Annotated in this window: 17 protein-coding genes; 11 read left to right on the top strand and 6 right to left on the bottom strand. The window is 61.6% G+C overall.

The genetic code is table 11. The features are described from left to right. Nucleotides 1–8: 8 nt before the first annotated feature. The 5 genes from D0T11_RS00360 to D0T11_RS00345 all read left to right on the top strand — a co-directional run bounded on the left by D0T11_RS00360 (nucleotide 9) and on the right by D0T11_RS00345 (nucleotide 5,000). Entirely contained in the window at nucleotides 9–674 is a 666-nt protein-coding gene (locus D0T11_RS00360) for a HupE/UreJ family protein (RefSeq protein ID WP_119653927.1), read from the top strand. Nucleotides 675–749: 75 nt separating this feature from the next. Further along, a complete protein-coding gene (locus D0T11_RS00355) occupies nucleotides 750–1,136 on the top strand; it encodes a hypothetical protein (protein WP_119653804.1) in 387 nt (128 codons plus the stop codon). A 119-nt stretch (nucleotides 1,137–1,255) separates the two neighbouring features. Beyond that, nucleotides 1,256–3,556, top strand: coding sequence for a TonB-dependent receptor (locus D0T11_RS00350; protein ID WP_119653803.1), 2,301 nt, complete (start codon nucleotides 1,256–1,258; stop codon nucleotides 3,554–3,556). A 132-nt stretch (nucleotides 3,557–3,688) separates the two neighbouring features. After that, nucleotides 3,689–3,901 carry a hypothetical protein gene (locus tag D0T11_RS21925; RefSeq protein WP_147374462.1) on the top strand — a complete coding sequence of 71 codons (213 nt, stop codon included), beginning with the start codon at nucleotides 3,689–3,691 and terminating at the stop codon, nucleotides 3,899–3,901. Nucleotides 3,902–4,127: 226 nt separating this feature from the next. Beyond that, on the top strand, nucleotides 4,128–5,000 hold the full coding sequence (locus D0T11_RS00345; protein ID WP_182888182.1) for a murein L,D-transpeptidase catalytic domain family protein: 873 nt from the start codon (nucleotides 4,128–4,130) through the stop codon (nucleotides 4,998–5,000). 82 nt (nucleotides 5,001–5,082) lie between these two features. Here D0T11_RS00345 and D0T11_RS00340 read toward each other — a convergent pair whose 3' ends face one another. Together D0T11_RS00340 and D0T11_RS00335 are read right to left on the bottom strand one after the other, a co-directional pair. Then, nucleotides 5,083–7,137, bottom strand: a complete 2,055-nt coding sequence (locus D0T11_RS00340) for a T9SS type A sorting domain-containing protein (RefSeq protein WP_262681346.1) — start codon at nucleotides 7,135–7,137, stop codon at nucleotides 5,083–5,085. 102 nt (nucleotides 7,138–7,239) lie between these two features. Beyond that, the gene (locus D0T11_RS00335; protein WP_119653800.1) at nucleotides 7,240–7,449 is read right to left on the bottom strand and encodes a hypothetical protein; all 210 of its coding nucleotides are present in this window, start codon (nucleotides 7,447–7,449) and stop codon (nucleotides 7,240–7,242) included. Between the two features lie 313 nt (nucleotides 7,450–7,762). Between D0T11_RS00335 and D0T11_RS00330 the strand changes: the two genes are divergently transcribed. Continuing rightward, on the top strand, nucleotides 7,763–8,584 hold the full coding sequence (locus D0T11_RS00330) for a murein L,D-transpeptidase catalytic domain family protein (protein WP_119653799.1): 822 nt from the start codon (nucleotides 7,763–7,765) through the stop codon (nucleotides 8,582–8,584). A gap of 306 nt (nucleotides 8,585–8,890) precedes the next feature. On the opposite strand, the gene D0T11_RS00325 is transcribed toward D0T11_RS00330, so the two are convergent. The 4 genes from D0T11_RS00325 to D0T11_RS00310 all read right to left on the bottom strand — a co-directional run bounded on the left by D0T11_RS00325 (nucleotide 8,891) and on the right by D0T11_RS00310 (nucleotide 12,991). After that, nucleotides 8,891–9,688, bottom strand: a complete 798-nt coding sequence (locus tag D0T11_RS00325) for a T9SS type A sorting domain-containing protein (RefSeq protein ID WP_119653798.1) — start codon at nucleotides 9,686–9,688, stop codon at nucleotides 8,891–8,893. A gap of 100 nt (nucleotides 9,689–9,788) precedes the next feature. Further along, a complete protein-coding gene (locus D0T11_RS00320; protein WP_119653797.1) occupies nucleotides 9,789–10,856 on the bottom strand; it encodes an Ldh family oxidoreductase in 1,068 nt (355 codons plus the stop codon). A 164-nt stretch (nucleotides 10,857–11,020) separates the two neighbouring features. Next, nucleotides 11,021–11,956, bottom strand: coding sequence for a Ppx/GppA phosphatase family protein (locus tag D0T11_RS00315; protein ID WP_119653796.1), 936 nt, complete (start codon nucleotides 11,954–11,956; stop codon nucleotides 11,021–11,023). 150 nt (nucleotides 11,957–12,106) lie between these two features. Then, the gene (locus D0T11_RS00310; RefSeq protein ID WP_119653795.1) at nucleotides 12,107–12,991 is read right to left on the bottom strand and encodes a class I SAM-dependent methyltransferase; all 885 of its coding nucleotides are present in this window, start codon (nucleotides 12,989–12,991) and stop codon (nucleotides 12,107–12,109) included. A gap of 196 nt (nucleotides 12,992–13,187) precedes the next feature. On the opposite strand from D0T11_RS00310, the gene dapF reads away from it, so the two are divergent. The 5 genes from dapF (at nucleotide 13,188) to glf (ending at nucleotide 18,428) form a co-directional block, all read left to right on the top strand. Continuing rightward, complete coding sequence (dapF, locus tag D0T11_RS00305) at nucleotides 13,188–13,982, top strand: diaminopimelate epimerase (protein ID WP_119653794.1); 795 nt, start codon at nucleotides 13,188–13,190, stop codon at nucleotides 13,980–13,982. A gap of 144 nt (nucleotides 13,983–14,126) precedes the next feature. Continuing rightward, complete coding sequence (locus D0T11_RS00300) at nucleotides 14,127–15,125, top strand: ABC transporter ATP-binding protein (protein WP_119653793.1); 999 nt, start codon at nucleotides 14,127–14,129, stop codon at nucleotides 15,123–15,125. 12 nt (nucleotides 15,126–15,137) lie between these two features. After that, complete coding sequence (locus D0T11_RS00295; RefSeq protein ID WP_119653792.1) at nucleotides 15,138–15,656, top strand: GNAT family N-acetyltransferase; 519 nt, start codon at nucleotides 15,138–15,140, stop codon at nucleotides 15,654–15,656. A 213-nt stretch (nucleotides 15,657–15,869) separates the two neighbouring features. Beyond that, the gene (locus D0T11_RS00290) at nucleotides 15,870–17,066 is read left to right on the top strand and encodes a glycosyltransferase family 1 protein (protein ID WP_119653791.1); all 1,197 of its coding nucleotides are present in this window, start codon (nucleotides 15,870–15,872) and stop codon (nucleotides 17,064–17,066) included. A gap of 177 nt (nucleotides 17,067–17,243) precedes the next feature. After that, nucleotides 17,244–18,428, top strand: coding sequence for a UDP-galactopyranose mutase (glf, locus tag D0T11_RS00285; RefSeq protein ID WP_119653790.1), 1,185 nt, complete (start codon nucleotides 17,244–17,246; stop codon nucleotides 18,426–18,428). Nucleotides 18,429–18,564 lie beyond the last annotated feature (136 nt).

The raw sequence follows: 18,564 nt of genomic DNA, 5'->3' as shown, positions 1-18,564 counted from the left end.
TCCCGCTGATGCGTTCCGCCCGCTTCCCGCGCTACCTGTTGCCCGCCGCCCTGCTGCTGTTGCTGCCGGGGCTGGCCGGCGCGCACGTCCTCGACGCCGACCTGAGCAAGCTTTCGCGGACCGACGTTTTCTTTACCTACCTCCAGCTCGGCTACACTCACATCCTGCCCCTGGGCATCGACCATGTGTTGTTCGTGCTGAGTTTATATCTGCTGGAGCCGCGCCTTAAACCGGTACTCTGGCAGGCTACGGCTTTCACGGTGGCCCATTCCATCACGCTGGGGCTGGCCATGTACGGCTTCGTGTCGCCGCCGGCCAGCCTAGTGGAGCCGCTCATTGCGCTGTCGATTCTGTTCGTGGCCATCGAGAACATCGTGGTGGCCAGGCTCAACCCGTGGCGTATTGTGGTGGTGTTTGCTTTCGGACTGCTCCACGGCTTGGGCTTTGCCGGGGCTCTGACCAGCCTGGGGTTGCCGCGCAACATGTTTGTTGAGTCCTTAGTGGCCTTCAACGTCGGGGTGGAGCTGGGCCAGATTTCGGTGATTCTGCTGGCCTGGCTGCTCATCGGTCGTTGGGCCGCCGATAAGCCCTGGTATAAGCGCCGGGTACTGGTGCCCGCCTCCGTGGCCATCGGCCTGATGGCTGCCTACTGGACGTTTGAACGGCTGAGTTGAAGAAATGTCAAGTAGAGCGCAACGAAGCACGACGTTCCTTTTCCTGACAATGAACAATTACCTACCGCTACCGCGATGCTCCGCCACTTACTCCTGCTGCTGCTCTTGCTGCCCTACTTGGGCGGGCTGGGCGCGGGCCTAGTGGGGCGGCCGGAGCCAGCAGGGCCCACGGCCGCGCATCCATACGTGCACAGCGCCGCCTGCCAGCACGAGAACTACCTGCGCCTCGACTGCTTTGGAACCTGCAACGGCGACCAGTCGGCGGTACAGGCGCAACCCAAACATTGCACGCCGGCCCAGTTGCTGGCTTCGTTCAAGAGTATCGATTTGCACTGCCTGCCGGAACCGCACCGTTTGCAAACGGTGCGGTTCCGGCAGTTTTTAGTATACCAATTGGCCGCCACGCCGGCCGTGCCCGCCGGTATCCGGCCAGTACCCAAGCAGCCGCCCCGTCGCGGATAAATTGTAACGGAGTTCATTAAGGGCTCTGAAGGCCGTGCTATGAGTGTGTGCCGTCGTCAATTTATCTTCTGACTCAGACGTGCTGCCAGTGGGCAGCGCGTCGCCTTGTGGCTGCACCTATGCGCCTTTTTTATTGGATTGCGACCGGCTTTATGCTGGCCGCGTGTGGGTTTGGGCTCGAAGCCCAGGCCCAGAACAGCGCTGTGTTGCGCGGCACCGTGGCCGATTCGCTCTCGGGCCAGCCCCTAGTGGGCGTGAGCGTAGGCTTGGAGGGCCAGCCCGGCGGCACGGCCACCGATGCGCTGGGGAATTTCCGGCTCGGCGGCATTGCGGCCGGCACCTACACACTGCGGGTAAGTGCGCTCGGCTACCGGGGCCAAGTGATGCCGCTGACCCTGGCCGCGGGCGAAAACCGCTCCGTGGCCCTGGCCCTGCCCACAATGGCACTCAATCTGAGCGAGGTGACTGTGAACCAGCCCCGCGACCCCAACCAGAGCCTGGCCGCCATCAGCCACATCGACAAGCTGCTGCGGCCCGTGAACTCGGCCCAGGATCTGCTGCGGTTGGTACCAGGCCTGTTTATTGCCCAACACGCGGGCGGCGGCAAAGCCGAGCAGATTTTTCTGCGCGGTTTCGACGTGGACCACGGCACCGACTTCGCCGTGAGCATCGACGGGCTGCCGGTGAACATGGTGAGCCACGGCCATGGCCAGGGTTACGCCGACTTCCACTTCGTTATCCCCGAAACGGTGGAGCAGCTGAAAGTATACAAAGGCCCGTATACGGCCCGGTTTGGCGACTTTGCCACGGCCGGCGCCGGCGAATTTCTGACCAAAACCCGTCTCGATAAAAGCCAGGTGAAAGTGGAAGTGGGTCAGTTTGATACCTACCGCGGGTTGGTGATGCTGGATTTGCTCGGCAACGACAAGCGTCACTTGTTTTCCAAGAAGTTGGCAAGCGCCTACGTGGCGGCCGAGTACCTGTACACCAACGCCTACTTCGACCAGCCCCAGAACTTCAAGCGCTTCAACGGGCTGGCCAAATATACGGGGCAGCTCTCCGACAAGACCTCGCTTACGCTGCTGGGCTCGCACTTCAGCTCCAACTGGAACGCCAGCGGTCAGATACCTGAGCGGGGCGTGGAGCAGGGCATTATTTCCCGCTTCGGCAGCATCGACCCCAGCGAGGGCGGCCGCACCAACCGCACCAATTCCTCGGCTATCCTGACCACAGCTCTGCCCGGCGACGCCGTGCTGCGCCAGCAGGCGTACTACTCGCGCTACAACTTCGGGCTGTACTCCAACTTCACTTTTTTTCTCAACAATCCCGAAAACGGCGACGAAATCTACCAGACTGACCACCGCAACATTTACGGCTACACTGGTACTTACGACCGCGACACCCAGCTTGGCAGCCGCTCGCTGCACACCACCTTCGGGGTGGGCACGCGCATCGATGCCACCGACGTAACCTTGCTCAGTGCCGTGCGGCGCGTGGTGACTGACACCACCATCAGCGGGCGGGTGAACGAGCAGAACTTCAACGCCTACCTCGACGAAACCCTAACCCTGACCGAGCGCCTGACCCTGAACGCCGCGCTCCGGCTCGACGTATTCCGCTTTCGTTACCGCGACCAGCGCGATGCCACAGATGCCGTGTCGGGCCGGGCCACGGCGGCGCGGGTGTCGCCCAAGCTCAACTTCTACTACCAGCTCCGCCCCACTGCCCAGCTGTTCGTGCGCTCGGGCTTCGGGTTTCACTCCAACGATGCGCGCGGCGTAGTGCGCGGCACCGCCGGCGACAACGTGCTGCCCCGGGCCATCGGCTACGAGGCGGGCAGCACCTTCAAGCCCGTGCCCAGCCTGGTGGTGAACGTGGCCGCCTGGGCCCTGCACCTGCAGGATGAACTGGTGTACATCGGCGACGAGGGCGTTACGGAAAGCACCGGGCCTACCCGCCGCTTCGGCCTCGACCTGGCCGCCCGCTACCAGGTGACCACCCGCCTTTTTACCGATCTGGACGTGAATTTCAACCGCGGCCGGCAGGTGGATGCCCCCGAAGGTGCCAACTTTATTCCACTGGCTCCCAGCCTGACTAGTGTGGCCGGCCTCACTTATAAGGCTCCCAAAGGGTTCAACACCAGCCTGCGCTACCGCTACATCGACGACCGGCCTGCCAACGACGAGGGCAGCATCACGGCTCGGGGCTATTTCCTGCTCGACGCTGTGGTTAACTACACCACCAAGCGTTTCCAGGTGGGGGCCACAGCCGAAAACCTGCTCAACGTGGAGTGGAACCAGGCCCAGTTCGCCACCGAAACCCGCCTGCGTTCCGAGCCGCTGGGCACTTCCGTGGATGAGCTGCACTTCACGCCGGGCACGCCGTTTTACGCCAAGCTCAACGTCAGCGTATTTTTCTAAGCTGCGGGCCGCCGTCGGAAACGGCAGTGCTCAGCTATATCCAATGGGGAGCCGCCAGGATGCGCCAACTATCCATGTGTTGCGGTAACCGCACCGGTGAGCTTCCTGGTTTCTTACTTCTTACCGCAACGAATGATGTCTTCTTTTTCGCTTTCTACTTCTTCCGCTATCCAAGTCATTGTGCAGCAAACGCTGACTGCCAGTAGCATCAAGCCCGTCTTTGAATCCGGCGGACCACCCGTGCCACCCTTGGGGGCGCAACGCCGCAGCCAGGAATTTAAGGCCCAGTCGCATTGCCGCACCCATGCCCGCTCCACGCCCTACGCCTCCGGCAAGCGCTGGTAAAGCAAAAAAAGCTGCTTCCTAAGCCAGGAAGCAGCTTTTTTTTGCTTTACCAATAAGGACAACTAAAGCGCTTTGCTTCGTGTCGCGGCGCTGAGCGGTTGAACCTACCTGACTTAGCTTGCGTCGGCGCCGAATTAGTCCGGCCACCAACCAACCACAGTACGGCAGATTGCATTTGCATCCGGCGTCCTAAATGCGGATTTTGGCGACCATTCCGCCGTTGCCCATGTCCTTCCTGAAACTGTCTGCCCGTTCCTGCCGCCGTTATTCTTCACTTTTGGGGCTGGCCCTCGGGCTAAGCGGCGCATTATCGGGCTGCCAGTCGGCGGGGGGCGAAGTACCAGCACGCTCCATCCCGTCTGTGCGGGCTGCCGCAACTGATTCCGTTTCCCTGGCTGCCGCTACGCCCGTAATGCCCGATTCGTTGGCCCTCACGCCGGTGGCATCCCTGGAAAATGTGCCGACGCAACTGCACGCGGCCGTAGCGGAGCTGCACCGCCAACTCGGCCCGGAGGCTGCCGCGCTGCGGCCCGAAGTATTGGAGCGGGCCTGCGTGGGCTATCTGAACCTGCGCCAGGCTGGTAGAATCATTCATCCCGGCGTGCTGGCCGTGGCCGATATGGATATGCCTTCCTCGGAGCCCCGCCTCTGGGTGCTCGATTTGCGAACAGGTATCGTGCTCCACCGCAGCCCGGTGGCCCATGGCCGCGGCTCAGGGCAGCTGCGGGCGCGGCGCTTCTCCAACACCATCAAATCGGCCTGCACAGCCCTGGGCTTCTACCGCACCCAGGACACCTACCAGGGCAAGCACGGCCTCTCGCGCCGCCTGCGCGGCCTCGACGCGGGCCAGAACGACAACGCCCTGCGCCGCTACGTGGTGCTCCACTCGGCCGATTATGTGAGCCGCGCCTACCTGCAACGCCACGGCCAAACCGGCAACAGTCGCGGCTGCCCCGCCCTGCCCCCCGACCAGTACCGCGCCATTATCAGTGCCGTGGGCGAAGGCGGCTGCCTCTACCTCAGTGGCCCCGGCCTCGAATCCAAGTGGCTCGACGGAGCCGGCGCAGCCCGGCAACTGGCGGCGCAGGGGTGGCGGTGAGCTGTTGAAAATAGCTATAAACAAAACCCCGCCGGACCATTCCAGCGGGGTTTTGTCTTACTTGAAGTACCAACGCAGCAGCTTACCGCACCACTACTTTCCGGCTCAGGTTGAGTTCCGGTACGCTCAGCTGGTACACGCCGGCGGGTAGGGCGCGGCCCAGGTTCAGGCGCTGCTCGGTGGAGCCGGGGTAGAGGCGCACGCGTTGCTCGTGCACGAGGCGGCCGGTGAGGTCGAGCAGGCGCAGGGTGGCCGTCAGGTCGCGGGGCGTCTGGAGCACCACGTCGATGCGCTCGGCGCTGGTGGGGTTGGGGTACACCAGCAGGTCGGTGCCGGTGGGCGCGGCTGTGGTGGTGGCCAGCACGGTGCTTTCGCGCAGGGCGGTGCTGGTGAGCACGGCCGGGGCGGTGTAAGTGGCCTTGATGAAGGCGCGTTGGGCGGGGTTGGCCGTGGAGGCGTTCTTGGCCCGCAGCGTAATCCAGCCGGTGGCCGTGGGCGAGTAGGTGCCGGTAAGGTTGCCGGTGCCGGTTTTGCTGCTCAGAATGCTGCCCGTGCTGCTCACCAGCTCTACGGCCAAGCTGCGGGTAGCATCAGTGGGGAAGAGGGTGTAGGTAATCGGCTTGCCCGACTCCACGTAAATGCGGCCCGCCGTGCGGTAGGCCACGGAGGCAGCCGGCAGCTGTCCGCCCTGCTTGAGCGACGAAGCGTGGGAGTCGCCCAGGTCATCGGCCAGCTCCCACTCCTGGGTGGTGGCCATGGCGGCGCGGTTGTAGTTGGCGCCGATGCCCGTGGGGGCCCACACCGAGTAACCGCGGCGGCCGCTGGCGGCCGTGCCGTTGCAGGGCGGCGTGTTGATGCTCACCGTCTTGGAGCCGCTCACCGTAACGGTAGCCGTGCCGTTGGCCCCGGAGTAATCCTTGAGCACGGTGCCGGGCGCGAAATCTGTGCTGACCGTATTGTTCTGCCAAGCGCTGAAGTTGTCGTTGATGCCGATGATGGCCTTGGTGCTGCGCTCAATCACGAGGTGGTCGGCGGCCTGGTAGCGTACTTTGTAGGCGCCATCCTTGAAGTGCAGGTTCTGGTGGCACCAAATCAGGTTTTCGATGTCGGAACGCTGAGGCAGATCAACGGTGCTGGTGGGCTGGTGCGAATAGCGCTTGCCCGTGCTGCCGATGTTGAACAGGTCCTCGAAGAAGATCTGGGGTGAGCCATCGACGGCCAGCGCAGCGGCGTAGGCGGCCGAAATGCGCGGATCGGACGGCTCGATGTGCGGGGCCAGCTCCGAGCCGGTGTTCCAGCCGGTGTAGTTGCCATCGGTGGAGAGCTGGGGCCGGAACGTGTCGTGGTTGTTCACGAAGGGCACCGTACGGTGCACGAAGGTACCGTTGATGTTGACCACGCGCGTGTTCTGCTGGGAGCCGGGCAGCGAGCCCAGATCGTAGTTGCCACCCCCGCTCACGATGCTGTACAGGGCATTGCGCAGCGAAAAGTCGAAGGTGCCGGCGCGGTTTTGCACGTTGGCCACCCAGCCGTCCATCTGGCCGCTGCTGCCCACCCATTCGCCCACGGCGTACATGGTGGCCCCGCCGTTGGCCCAGCCGGCGTTGGTTTGCAGGTTGTAAAGGAAATCCTCGGAAGCAAAATCGGGGAAGTGCTTCACAGCGTCCATCCGCACGCCATCGAAGCCCTCTTGCTTCTTGTACCACACCAGCCAGTCGCGCACGTTGTTGCGCATGTAGTCGGCGGTTTGGGTGGGGTTGAAGGTGGCGTTGGAGCTCTGGCCGAACGAGCCGTTGTAATAGCTCACGTCGGGCCCGAAGTACACGGCGTTCCAGTCGCCGGAGGTGGAGTTGTTGCCGGGGTTAGGGTTAAAATTCTGCCAGTTCTTGGCGAAGCGGCCGTTGCGGGCCAGGTAGTTGGCCGCCGTTTCGGCCGTAGCGGGCTTGGAGTAGCTCACGTACCGGAAGTTCTTGTACTTGCTGGTCGAGCCGTCTTCCCAGGCCGCCGGGTCGGGGCCGCCGGCCCCGGTCTGCGAGCCGGCCCCGTCGTTTTGGTTCAGCACGATGTCCTGCACCACCTCGATGCCGTTGGCGTGGAGCACGGCCACGGCCCGCAGCAGCTCATCCTTGTTGCCCAGGCGGGTGGCCGTGAAGCCCTTCTGGTACTTGTCGCCGAGGTCATAGTTATCGAAGGGCGAGTAGCCGTTGCCCTGGTTGCCGTTTTTGATGCTCGGCGGCAGTCAGACGGCATCGATGCCCATGGCCTTCAGGCGCGGAGCCAGCAGGGCAATGTAGTTGGCCCAGCCGTTGGGGTAGTTGGTGTTCCAGTAGTCCCACCAGTAGCCTTGCAGGACTACTTTTTGTGCTTTGGCGGGTTGGCCTCCCAGAGCCAGGAGGGCGGCGGCGGCCAGCGTGAGCTTGCGCCACCAGGAATTGGTAGAGATGTGCATGTGGGAATTGGGGGAATTGGTGGAGAATCGGCCGGCAAAACCTGCGGTGTGGAGCCGGCCAAAAAGAGCGGAAGCAAGAGTCCGAAACTCGATAAATAAATAGTAGAATACCGGTGTTGTATTACCGCATTCCGGTAGTGATTTGGCCGGTTGAGTCCGCGCCGGGGAATTTATCGGGTAAAGGCTATGTATACCAGACTACCGGACTTGATTTAGCGCCGTGCCCAACCGCCGGGGCCGCCGTTGCGTATACCGGTACTCGGGCGTCGCGTGCGCGCAGCGCCCTTTCTTGCAACCGAAATGAACTGTGTCGATGGAAAATACAAGTGTGGTTCGCCGTCAGCGGCTTAAACTCAAGTCGCGTCGCATGATCCGGCGGGTGCTGCCGTTTGTGGCGGCCCTGTTCATGGCTACACCGCTGGCCGCGCCCGTTACGCCTTCCCAGGCCGCTACGCGCGTAAAAACGCACGTGGCCTCGGTTGCCGTAACCAAAGCCCACATCTTCGATCAGAAGCTGCACGACCTCTACCGCGACCTGCAAGTGGAAAACCAGGGTCTGCGCTTCGAGGTATTCGAGAAGGCTATGACCGGCTACCTTAACCTCGAAAAAAACGGTAAAATCGGCGACAAAGAAATGCTGACGGTTGTTGATTTCGGCTTGCCATCCACCGAAAAGCGCTTGTGGGTGCTCGATCTGGAGACCAAGCAGGTGAAGTTCCATACGCTGGTGGCCCACGGCCACAACTCGGGCGAGAACATGGCCACTAACTTCTCCAACGAGAACGAGTCGAACATGAGTAGCCTGGGCTTCTACGTAACCGAAGGCGAATACCAGGGCAAGCACGGCCGTTCGCTCAAGCTTGCCGGCCTCGATGAAGGCTACAATACCAACGCCCTGATGCGCTCCGTTGTGATGCACGGCGCCGATTACGTGAGCGAGGACTTCATCCGCCAGAATGGCCGTTTGGGCCGTAGCCTCGGCTGCCCCGCTCTGCCGATGGACCAGAAGGATGCCATCATCGAAGCCATCAGCGGCCAGACCACTATGTTCATCAACGGCCCCGATACCCGCTATTCTTCCAAGTACCTGAACGAAGATATGGCTATGAATACGTTGCTGAATGCCAATACCTAAGGAATCGGAAAACAACTAAAAAGGGGCCGTCTGCTGATGCAGACGGCCCCTTTTTAGTTGGGTTAAAAAGCTGATGCCAATGGGAGCTTAATAGTTGGATCACATAAACCCAGCCATAGAGGCTGTTTAAAAAGTCAAAAAGGCGGTCCTCCTGCGCTTGTGAAGGACCTTGTCACGTCCGCACAACTCGGCAAGAAGTTGACATATGCCCGCGTAATAAGGTCCTTCGCAAGCGCAGGATGACCGCTAACCAACAAAGTGAAATTTCTAATCAGCGTCATATTTTTGATATCAATACGACGCTGATCAGTTCCGTAGTAAAGTTTGACGCTGATAAGATCCGTCTGGGCGTTGCAACAGTAGCAGGTATATTCCCGATACCAGATCACGACCGTCCAAGAACTGCTTGTTAGCCAACTGACCGGAGGCCACTACCCGTCCCTGAACATTGAGCAGTGTGAACTGCCCGTTGCCATCCACAAACCAGCCGTCGATGGTAGGGTTGGGGAATACGGAAAATGAAACGGATTGTCGGGGCACACTAGCGAGTGGATTAGCCGCCGACTGCCCGTAAAAGTTGATGATGCTAACTCCCACACCATAAGTACGGGCCTGCACGTTGATCCACCAATAGCGCCAGCCGCTGTTGGCAACGCTTTTACGAACGACTATGAACCCAGTCTGACCATCCCGAAAGAAACCGCGCCCGCCCAGCCCGCCATTTCCCTGAATGGTATAAGCCACATACCCCCCTCCGGATGACCAAAGCACCAAGCGGTTGATACCGTCTCCGGCAGCAAACCGATGAGCACTATCGAATTCCACAGAGTCGAGGGCAAGTTGAGCGGAAGAGCGTGGGGAAACCGAAAAAGTATGAAGCTCAGGTTGCCCTCCACCCGTAGGGTAAGTGTTGGAATCAGTGAAAGTGACGTCGGGGATATTGTCTCCATCCAAATCAATTGCTAACGCATCCGGATTGGTAGCGGGGCGCCAGTTCAGGATAGACACGGTTGAATTGGGAGGACTCACAACCTGGCCGGCTGCGGTAACGCAGCCGTAAACCAGCAGTGCGCCGGTCAGGGCGAGCGTGCGGGGTAGTTTCATAAACAGTAAGAGCTGGGCAGATTACAGGAATTTACAGCAACGAATATACCAGTGTATCACGCAAAATAGCTACCCGTCTGGTAGAGTTGAACATGGCGGATTATAGCTGCACTCCGAACTTGCTGCCCAGGCTTTCCAGGTCCTGCATCACTGGGTCGAGCAGCGGGATGCCTTCGAGCAGTCGGGTGGCGGCAGTTTCGCGCTCCGGGTCGCCGGGAATGAGCACGTGCTGGCCCTCCACCGCCCGGGCAGCCCGGAAAGTGCTGATCCAGTTGTCCATGTGGGCCTTGAACTCGTCGGCGGGGCGGAAAGCATCGACGCGCATGGCCCCGAAAAAGTGGCCGATACCCTGGCCCACGGGGTTGGCGGCGGGTTGCAGAAAGGCCACGAACGGCGGCACCCAGGGCCCGTAGTTGGCTCCGCTGAGCACGGCCGAGAAAATATCGACCACCGCGCCCAGTCCGTAACCCTTATGCGAGCCGGTGGCGCCGCCGAGCGGGAGCAGGGCTCCACCGTTTTTCACGGCGTTTGGGTCGGTTGAGCCCGCCCCGGCCGCGTCCTGGGCCCAGCCTTCGGGAATGGGCTGCTGCTTGCGCTGGGCAATTTCGAGCTTGCCGTTGGCGGCGGTGGTGGTGGCCATGTCGAGCACGAAGTCGGGCTGCTCGCCGGCGGGTACGGCCACGGCAATGGGGTTGGTGCCCAGCAGCCGCTCCAGCGCGTAAGTGGGCGCCACCAAGGGCGAGGCGTTGGTCATGGCGATGCCGATCATGTCGTGGGCCAGGGCCTGCATGGCGTGGTAGCCGGCAATGCCAAAGTGGTTGGAGTTCTTCACCGACACCCAGCCCGTGCCCACCTGCCGGGCCTTATCAAGGGCTACTTGCATGGCCCGCGGCCCCACCACCAGTCCCAGGCCGCCGTCGCCATCCACGACGGCCGTACTGGGCGTTTCATACGTCACGCCCACCCGGGGCGTAACGTTGATGCGGCCGGCCTCCCAGAGTCGCACGTAACCAATCAGCCGTGCCACGCCGTGCGAGTCTACTCCTCGCAAATCGGCGGAGAGCAGCGTTTCGGTGGCCAGGGTGGCATCCTCATCGGGGCAGCCCATGGCGCGGAACACGTTTTCGGCGAAGGCAAAAAGCTGGGAGTAGGGGAGGGTGGTGGTCATGGATGGAGAAAAGGATAGAGAAACTGTCAGGCTTCATCTGGCTTCCGCAGAAGCGGAGTTGAAGCATTTCTACTGATTCGTTGCAGACGACAGCATTAGTGTGGCGGTAGAGATGCGTCGACTGCGCTCCACTCAGCATGATCATTCTCTCACTACGCCATGCCCTACAACATCTCGGCCAGCAGGCCCTCCTTGAGGGCATAGGCCGAAGTGCGGATGCGGGTGACGCCGGTTAGCTCCAGCACATAGTCGATCAGGATGCAGGCCACTACCAGCATATCAGCGCGCATAGGCAGGATGCCGGGCAGGTTTTTGCGCTCCTCGTGGGGTAGGGTGAGCATTTGGGCATAGCTGCGGCGGAAGCTGTCCAGCTCCAGTTCAGTGCTGGGCGGCAGTTCGGCTTCGGGGCGCAAACGGCCCAGTTGCATGTCGGCGAGGCTGTCGAAACTGCCCGATGCGCCCACCAGGCTTACGGGCCGAAACTCGGCCAGGGCGGCCGTGAGCGGGGCCAGCTTGGTGGTCAGATACTCCTTCTCCCAGGCCACGGCCTCGGCAGTTATCACGCCGCTCGGGTCCGGGAAAAACTGGTCGAGCAGGCGCTGAGCCCCGATTTCGAAGCTACGCTTCCAAAAAATGGTGGTAGCGTTGGCGATGATGAATTCGACCGAGCCGCCGCCGATATCCATGATCAGGTGATGCTCGGAACCCAGCGGGACGGCCTGGCGCACGCCGGCGCAAATCAGCTCCGCCTCCCGGTCGCCGCCAATAATTTCGACCTGAATACCCGACTGCTCGAAAATATCCTTGACCAGCTCGGGGCCGTTCTGGGCCACGCGCATGGCGCTGGTGGCGGTGGCCCGCACGTCGGTTACCGCGTGGAGCTCCATTTCCTCCCGAAACCCAGCTACCGCGTGCAGGGCCCGCTCGTAGGCCGCCTCGGCAATGCGGCCCGCACTGATGCCGCCCTCGCCCAGCCGCACGCCTACTTTGGTGCGCAGCAGCGTGCGCGGCTGGGGCCGGCCGGCTTCGGGCAACTCCACAATCAGCAAATGAAACGTGTTGGTGCCCATATCGATGAGGGCGAGGCGGCGGTGAGTCATTTGGTTATGCGTTTTTTGTTGTTCGTTTTTCGGACCAAGCTGCTCCGTTGGCTTACTACGTCTGGTTCGCCCAAGCAATCAGTACGATATTCCGCTCCTGGCCTACGCAAGAAGTCGAAAAACGAAAAACGAGCAGCGGAAAACGAGAAATCAGGTAGCGAACCGGCAGAACGTGCCCAGCGGCAGCTTACGGGCGCCGGCATCGTGGAGGTAGATTTCCCCGATTTCCCGTTTATCGCGCATCGTGGGGAAAATTTCGCTTACCAGGTTGTCGAGAATCAGGGCCGAGAAACCAAGCGAATAGAGGTTGACGAGGAAGAAGTGGTCTTCGGGGTCGAGCAGCTGCTGGCAGAGCTTGAGCATCTCGTTGAGCTCGTCTTCGAGCTGCCACTTCTCGCCGTTGGGGCCGCGGCCATAGGCGGGCGGGTCGAGAATAAGGCCTTGGTACTTGCTGCCGCGCTTCACCTCGCGCTTCACGTACTTCATGGCATCCTCTACCAGCCAGCGCACCCCATCGATGCCCGAAGCTTCCATATTGTCGCGGGCCCAGAAATTAACCTGCTTTACCGAGTCGAGGTGGGTGACGTCGGCGCCGGCCGCGCGGGCGGCCAGGGTGGCGGCACCCGTGTAGGCAAACAGGTTGAGCACCCGCGGCTGGGCAGCCTTGCGGCGGCGCGTTTCGTTGTAGATGAACTGCCAGTTGGGGTCCTGCTCCGGGAACAGGCCTACATGCTTAAACGACGACATGCCCAGCCGGAACCGCAGTTTCAGGCCGTCGGGCCGCTCGTAATTAATGTGCCACTGCTCGGGCGTACCGGGCTTTATTTTCCACTGGCCGCGCTCCTGGCTGCCCTTCTCGCGGTTGAAAATGGCGTTGGCCCGCTGCCATTCCGAGGCCGGCAGATGCGGGTCCCAGATGGCCTGGGGCTCGGGCCGGGCCAGAATGTGCTGGCCGAAACGCTCCAGCTTCTCAAAATTGCCGGCGTCCAGCAGCTCGTAGTCGGCCCAGGGGCTCGTGGTAAGGAAAGTATACATGCTGGGGCAAAGGTAAAGAACCGTAGATAGTGAACAGTGAGAGAACGTCATTCTGAGCGAAGCGGAGCGGAGTCGAAGAATCTCTACCGCTTCGTTACAATAGTAGTCCTACGAAGCGGTAGAGATTCTTCGACTCCGCTTCGCTCAGAATGACGTTCTTTTTACTCACCCATCTCTCCGCTCGTACCTTTGCCCCATGAGTACCACGCTGCACTTCTACAAATACCAGGGCACCGGCAACGACTTCGTGCTAGTGGACGACCGGGCCAACGAGTTCGACGCTGCCGACCACCAGCGCGTGCGCCACCTCTGCGACCGGCGCCGCGGCATCGGGGCCGACGGCCTGATTCTGCTGCGCCGGCATCCGCAGTACGATTTCGAAATGGTGTATTTCAACGCCGACGGCCACCTGGGCTCCATGTGCGGCAACGGCGGCCGCTGCACCGTGGCCTTCGCCCGGCAGCTGGGCGTAATTGATACCGAAACGCACTTTCTGGCTGCCGACGGAGCCCATGAGGCCCGCGTGGATGCCGACGGCACCGTGCACCTGCGCATGCAGGACGTTATCGGCCAGCAGGACGTGGAAGACTACGGGGTGTTTCTCGATACTGGTTCGCCCCACCTCGTGCGCTTCCAGCCCGCCAGCACTCTGGCCGAGTTGAACGTGTTTGCTGAGGGCCGCGCCCTGCGCTACGGCGAGCTGTTCCGCGAAAAAGGCACCAACGTGAACTTCGTGGAACCGCCCGCTACCCCCGGCCAGCCCTGGCAGGTGCGTACCTACGAGCGGGGCGTGGAAGATGAAACCCTGAGCTGCGGTACCGGCGTCACGGCTGTGGCTCTGGCAGCATCCCGGCGCGGCGCGGCCAGCCCCGTGCACCTGCGCACCCCCGGCGGCGACCTGCGTGTGGCTTTCGAGGCTAAGCCCGACGGCTCGTTCACCAATATCTTCCTCAGCGGCCCCGCCACCTACGTGTTCGAGGGAGAAGTGTAGCCGGAAGTACCGCGAAAATCCGTTTCGCGACGAGCGGAGCGAGTATGCCGCGCCCGCGCCTTTTTGGCTACTTCAGCCCATGCGCAGAGACTTGCTCCGCTCGTCGCGAAACGGATTTTCGCAGTACAGACTGTTTTATTCACCATGCCCGAAACTGACTTTCTGACCGTAGCCAACATTAGCCTGGAGGAGCGCGGGGCAGTGGTGCTAAAGAACATCAGTTTTGAGCAGCACGCCGGCCGCAAGCTGGCGCTGGCCGGAGAATCGGGGGCGGGGAAGAGTACGCTCTTGCAGGTGATTGCCGGGCTGGTGCAGCCCACGGGCGGCGAGGTGCGGCTGGCAGGCCGCCGCGTGAAAGGGCCCCAGAACGTGCTGGTGCCGGGGCACCCGGGCATTGTGTATTTGTCGCAGAAGTCTGATTTGCCCAAGTCGCTGCGCGTGGAGCAGGTACTGCGCTACGCCAGTAAGCGGCCCGCGGCCGAAGCTCAGGCGGTGTACGAGGTCTGCCGCATCAGTCCGCTCATGGCCCGGCGCACCGACCAGCTCTCGGGCGGCGAGCAGCAGCGGGTGGCGCTGGCGCGGCTGCTGCTCTCGGCCCCGCGCCTGCTGCTGCTCGACGAGCCCTTCTCCAACCTCGACCGTACTCACAAGCAGCAGCTCCAGACCGTCATCCGCGACGTAGGGGAGGAGTTGGGCATCACCTGCCTGCTGGTATCGCACGACCCCACCGATACGCTGCCCTGGGCCGACGAGCTGCTGGTGCTGGAGCGCGGCCACCTCGTGCAGCAAGGCCCGCCCGAGCAGGTGTACCGCCAGCCGGTCAGCGAGTACGTCGCTGCCCTGTTCGGCGACTACAACCGCCTCACAGGTTCCGAGTTGCGCGCCTTGATGGGCGTACCCCGCCGCAAGTTACCCGGCTCCGCCCTGCTGGTGCGCCCCGAAAGCCTGGTTTTAGCACCTGATGGCCAACCGGGCGTAGCCGGTACTGTACGGGCCGTGCGGTTCATGGGTAGCTTTTACGAGGCCGAAGTGCAGCTGCCCGTCACGCTGCTGCGGGTACGCCTGCCAGCCGCCACGGTAGCGCCCGGCGCGGCAGTAATGGTGGCGTTGGCCCCCGACGCGCCGATTTCGTTTATCGAATAAGCCCTCTCCACCATGCTGCAATCCGACCTCATCCGCCTGCGCCCGCTGGAAGCCGACGACCTGGAGTTTCTCTACCAGCTGGAAAACGACCCGGCCGTTTGGGGTGTGTCGGATACGCTGGCGCCCGTGTCGCGGCACGTGCTGCGGCAGTACCTGGATAACGCAGCGGTCGATTTTTTTGAGGTGCGGCAGCTGCGGCTGGTACTCGAAGATTCGGCGACTGGGGCGGCCGTGGGTACGCTGGACTTGTTCGGCTTCGAGCCCCTGCACCAGCGGGCGGGTGTGGGCATTACGGTGCTGGCCAGCTACCGGCGTCGCGGCTACGCCCGGGCTGCGCTGGAGTTGCTGCAACCCTACGCCCGGCATGTACTGCGCCTGCATCAGCTTTTCTGCACGATTGGGGCCGATAATGAGGCCAGTCTGCAGCTGTTTGAGGCGGCGGGCTTTGCGCGGGTGGGTGTGCGGCGCGAGTGGTTGCGCACTGCCGAAGGGTGGCAAGATGCGGTGGAAATGCAGCGTCTGCTAGGCTGAGCCATTGAAATGGCGCCTAGGCGGCTGCGTAACCGGGGCTGCCGGGGAAAGTTTGACCAACCCATGTACTAACATGGTTAGCGGATGCTGGCCAAAAAAAATAGTGCTAGCTCGACAATATCCTTTTAAAGGAGCGGGCGTATAGGCGAGTGAACCCCGGCCCGACAGACCTGTGTAGCCGCCGGGAGTTGCTCACTCTTTATCTCGCTTTCTATGTCGCTTGCTTCGCCGGCGGAGTCGCCTGTGCGCACCGCCCACGCTGCTACTTCCTCCAATACAGCTGCCGCTTACCAACTGCCCGCCGTGGTGTGCTTTGCCCACCTGCACTGGGATTTCGTGTGGCAGCGCCCCCAGCACCTGATGACGCGCTTTGCCCAGCAGGGGCCGGTATTTTACGTGGAAGACGCGTTTTATCACGATAATGACCAGGTAGTACCCCACCTCGAAATAAAGGAGCGCCCCCATGGCCTGAAAGTGGTAGTAGCCCACCTGCCCGAGCGCCTGCGCCATGATGCGCCGGCCGCCGATGAGGCGCAGCAGCAGCTTCTGCAACAGTTCTTCCAGGACCAGAACCTCACCAGCTACCTGTTCTGGTACTATACTCCAATGGCCCTGGGCAAGTCACGCGGCTTCGCGCCGGTCCTGACCGTGTACGACTGCATGGATGAGTTGGCCAACTTCAAGTTCGCGCCGCCCGAGCTGCGCGAGCGGGAGCAGGAACTGTTCCAGCAGGCCAACCTGGTATTTACCGGCGGCCACACGCTTTACGAGGCCAAGCGCGAGCAGCACGCCGCCGCTTATCCCTTCCCAAGCAGCATCGACAAAGACCACTTCGGCCAGGCCCGCCACGAAATGCCTGAGCCCGCCGATCAGGCCGGAATTGCCCATCCGCGCGTTGGCTTTTTCGGGGTGATTGATGAGCGACTCGATATTGACTTGCTAGGGCAATTGGCCGAAGCGCATCCTGAGTGGCAGTTTGTTATCATTGGCCCGGTAGTCAAAATCGATTCCGCTACGCTGCCCGGGAATGCCAACATTCATTATCTCGGCGGCAAGGATTATCAGGAACTACCTGCCTACTTGCGGGGTTGGGATGTGGCTACGCTGCTATTCGCCGATAACGAGAGTACGAAGTTCATTTCGCCCACCAAAACGCCCGAGTATCTGGCCGCCGGCCGGCCCGTCGTCAGTACTCCCATCCGCGACGTGGTGCGGCCTTACGGCGAGCTAAATCTGGTACAGATTGCCGCCACCGCCGACGAATTCGGCCAGGCAATCGAAACAGCCCTCACCCAAACCCAGGACGCCAATTGGCGCCAGCGTACCGACGATTACCTGGCCACCATCAGCTGGGACCAGACCTGGCAGCAAATGGTGGACCTGATGCAGCAACACCTGACGGCTAAATAACGCCGGGTTATTGCGCCGGGCAAATGGCTGTACAAAAACAGGTTAGGGCTGCAATGCTTACTGTTCAGCTAGAACAAATGCCGGCCGGCCAGTTACACTCTGCGCAGACTGTTGCGCGCTAGCAGTTGCCCGTTCGGCTCTGCTGCCTCTCCTCTCAAATTCTCCAAACACCTAATTATGTTTGATTATCTCATCGTCGGGGCCGGATTTGCCGGTAGCGTACTGGCCGAGCGCCTGGCCACGCGCTCCAACAAGAAAGTGCTGGTTGTGGACAAGCGCAACCATATTGCCGGCAATGCCTACGACCATTACAACGAGGAGGGCATTCTGGTCCATAAATACGGCCCCCACATCTTCCACACCAATTCCAAGGATGTATTTGAGTACCTCTCCGATTTCACCGACTGGCGGCCCTACGAGCACCGGGTACTGGCCTCGGTGGATGGCCAGCTAGTGCCGATGCCCATCAACCTGGACACCATCAACAAGCTCTACGGCCTCAAGCTGAATAGTTTTGAAGTGGAGGAGTTTTTCGCGTCGGTAGCCGAGCAGGTGCCGGTGGTGCGCACGTCGGAAGATGTGGTGGTGAGCAAGGTGGGCCGGGAGCTGTACGAGAAGTTTTTCCGCAACTACACCCGCAAGCAGTGGGGCATGGACCCCTCGGAACTCGACAAGTCGGTGACCAGCCGCGTGCCGACCCGCACCAACCGCGACGACCGCTACTTCACCGACACCTACCAGGCCATGCCCCTGCACGGCTACACCCGCATGTTTGAGCGCCTGCTGGACCACCCCAACATCAAGGTGATGCTCAACACCGACTACCACGACATTATCGACTTCATTCCCTTCAAGGAAATGATTTTCACGGGGCCGGTGGATGAGTTCTTTGATTTCCAGTACGGCAAGCTGCCTTACCGCTCCCTGGAGTTCAAGCATGAAACGCTGAACACCGAGAACTACCTGGCCGCGCCCGTCGTGAACTACCCCAACGACAACCTCTACACCCGCATCACGGAGTTCAAGGCCCTCACCGGCCAGCAGCACCCCAAAACGGCCATCGTGTACGAGTACCCCAAGGCCGAGGGCGACCCGTATTACCCGGTGCCGCGCCTGGAAAACGCCGAGCTCTACAATAAGTACAAGAAGCTGGCCGACGAAACCCCGAACGTGCACTTCGTGGGTCGTTTGGCTACCTACAAGTACTACAACATGGACCAGGTGGTGGCCCAGGCCCTGACGCTCTATAAGAAGCTGACGGCCACGCCTACTGAGGAGGCCAGCAAGCTCCGCAAGCCCGCCATCGTTGGCTCCGCGTCCATCATGGACAAGCTCGTGTCCCGCGACCCGGCCAAGCCGTGAGCGAGTGAGCTGGTGAACGAGTAGATGAGAGTGCCAATTTCACCACTGCCCCACCTCACCTTTCCTGACAAGTAATCCGACCAGGCAAACCCCGCACACTCTTTGAGGTGCGGGGTTTGTCGTTTCGGGAGCCGGG

Origin of the sequence: Hymenobacter rubripertinctus, from assembly GCF_003583925.1 — a bacterium.
Classification (GTDB): domain Bacteria; phylum Bacteroidota; class Bacteroidia; order Cytophagales; family Hymenobacteraceae; genus Hymenobacter; species Hymenobacter rubripertinctus.
The sequence above is the reverse complement of the archived record's forward strand: the minus strand, read 5'-3'. Positions and strand labels throughout refer to the sequence as shown.